Below are 2,036 nucleotides of genomic sequence, written 5' to 3'. Positions count from 1 at the left end.
AATGGCCAACTATTCAAAAATAAGTGTTTAATAATAAAATAAATAATATTTTCGCCCTGCTGATTCTGACCGCATTGTCCGGCTGCGGGGGGCAGGCGGTGCTCAAACCGGAAACTGTTACGATAGTTGCGGCTCCGGACAGCGCGGCCGTCAAGCGGGCCCGGCTGGCCCAAAGCATCGACTCGCTGCTGGCCGACAGCTCGCTGGAGCAGGCCCAGTGCGGGCTGTACCTGATCGAGTTGAGCGGGTCCGGGCCGCTGTACGCCAGGAACCAGGACCAGCTTTTGATCCCGGCCTCGGTCAACAAGATCTTCACCACCGCCGCCGCCCTGTACCAGCTGGGGCCTAACCGCCGGTTCCAGACCGCGGTCTTCGGCCCACCCTCCTGGGCCGGTGGAAAGCTCAAGGGGGATGTCTATCTCAAAGGGTTCGGCGACCCCCTGCTGTCTTCAGAAGGCCTGGAGGCCCTGGCCTTCCGGCTGAAGTCCCGGGGCATCTTTCAGATCACCGGGGACCTGATAGTGGATGCCTCTTACCTGGACACCGTCAAGTACGGGGCCGGCTGGATGTGGGACGAGGGCCCCCATGCCTACAACGCCCCGGTCTCGGCCCTCTCGGCCAACCAGAACATCTTTGAAGTGAGCTTTAGGCCGTCATCCAGGATCGGCCGAAAAGCCGCGGTCAGCGCCGGCACAGGCCTGTCCTATATCAGGATCCAGAACCAGGTCACCACCAGCCGGCCGGGGATCAAAAGGAAGATCAAGGCCGAGCGCGACCATTCCAACGGCGCCGACATCTTCACCTTCAGCGGCCACCTGCCCCAGGATGATTCGGTGCAGTACAACTCCTTCAGCGTCTCCCAGCCGGACCTGTTTTGCGGCTCCCTGTTCGTCCAGGCCCTGCAAAAGCAGGGGATCAGGTTCACCGGACGGATCAGGAGCGGCGCCACCCCGGAAAGCCTGGCCTGTCTGGCGCTGCACGAGTCGCCCCCACTTTACGCCATGATCCAGAAGATGAACAAGGAGAGCGACAACTTCATCGCCGAGATGCTTTTCCGCCAGGTGTCCCGCGACAGTTTTGCCTTCGCCTCCCCGGAGCCCGACACCTTTAACGGGGTGGAAAGGAACCTGCACCGGATGGGTTTTGCCCCCGGCAGTTTCAAGGTGGCCGACGGTTCCGGGTTGTCCCGCTACAATCTGTGCTATCCCCGGATGGCGGCCGAGGTGCTGATGACGCTGTACCGCGATCCCCTGCTACAGACCGAGCTTTTGGAGTCCCTGCCGCTGGCCGGGGTGGACGGCACCCTTTACAAAAGGATGCAGAAAGGCGGAAACAAGATCAGGGTCCGGGCCAAGACCGGGACCATGACCGGGATCTCCTGCCTGGCCGGGTTTGCCTTTGGCCCCGAGGACAAAGTGTACTGCTTTGCCATCATGTTCAACAATTATCCCGGCAAGGCGGTCGAGGTCCGCCGGGTGCAGGACGCCATTTTGGAAAGACTGCTGGAGATAGCTCCCTGATCCAGCGGGCCTTTTACGGGACGCCGACGTAGTAGTGAGTCCGTTAGCTCAGAAAACTGGTTGAATGCCCGGTGCCAGCCCAGGTATGTCGCGTTAAAACGATCAGTGAGCATCGCAGTTGATGGCGGGAAAAGCTTGTCTGGCGTGTTTGAGGGCTTGGCAAAAGCCCGAGTTCAGACAAGCCCGCCAGCAAGGAGAAGCGCAACGCCCGGAGAGTTTTCAGCGACGAGCTTTTTTCTTTTTGGTTCTTTTTCTTAGTTGGCGGCACAAAAAAGAAAAAGAACATAGTGGTAATAGGTCTACGTATTTGACAGCCCCATTATTTTATCTCTATTTTTCCGGAGCAAGCAATAAAAATCATTTTGTTGTTTTCAATGTCGTTGCTTAGTCAATATGTCAGGGTAACTGGCAAGTGAAAATGTCAGGGGTAGGAACAAGTTGTTGGAAACTGGTCAACCAAAGGGTGGCTGATGAAAACCTTTGGAACTATTGTGGCAAGTTGTTCTTTTCTAAGTG

The 2,036-nt window shown here is 57.3% G+C and carries 2 protein-coding genes; both read left to right on the top strand.

Translation table 11 applies throughout. From position 1 onward, the window contains the following. The first annotated feature begins 23 nt into the window (after positions 1-23). Positions 24-1,520: a D-alanyl-D-alanine carboxypeptidase/D-alanyl-D-alanine-endopeptidase gene (dacB, locus tag Q7U71_08695; protein ID MDO9391836.1), complete on the top strand. Its 1,497-nt coding sequence runs from the start codon at positions 24-26 to the stop codon at positions 1,518-1,520. Positions 1,521-1,641: 121 nt separating this feature from the next. Further along, positions 1,642-1,908, top strand: coding sequence for a hypothetical protein (locus tag Q7U71_08690; protein ID MDO9391835.1), 267 nt, complete (start codon positions 1,642-1,644; stop codon positions 1,906-1,908). Positions 1,909-2,036 lie beyond the last annotated feature (128 nt).

It is taken from the genome of bacterium, from assembly GCA_030655055.1.
In the GTDB taxonomy this organism is placed as follows: domain Bacteria; phylum Edwardsbacteria; class AC1; order AC1; family EtOH8; genus UBA5202.
This window is presented reverse-complemented; position numbering and strand designations above follow the sequence as displayed.

What these genes read in the sequence shown, in the direction of transcription:
- Q7U71_08690 (MDO9391835.1), top strand. Translation starts at nt 1,642, where the DNA reads ATGGCGGGAAAAGCTTGTCTGGCGTGTTTGAGGGCTTGGCAAAAGCCC.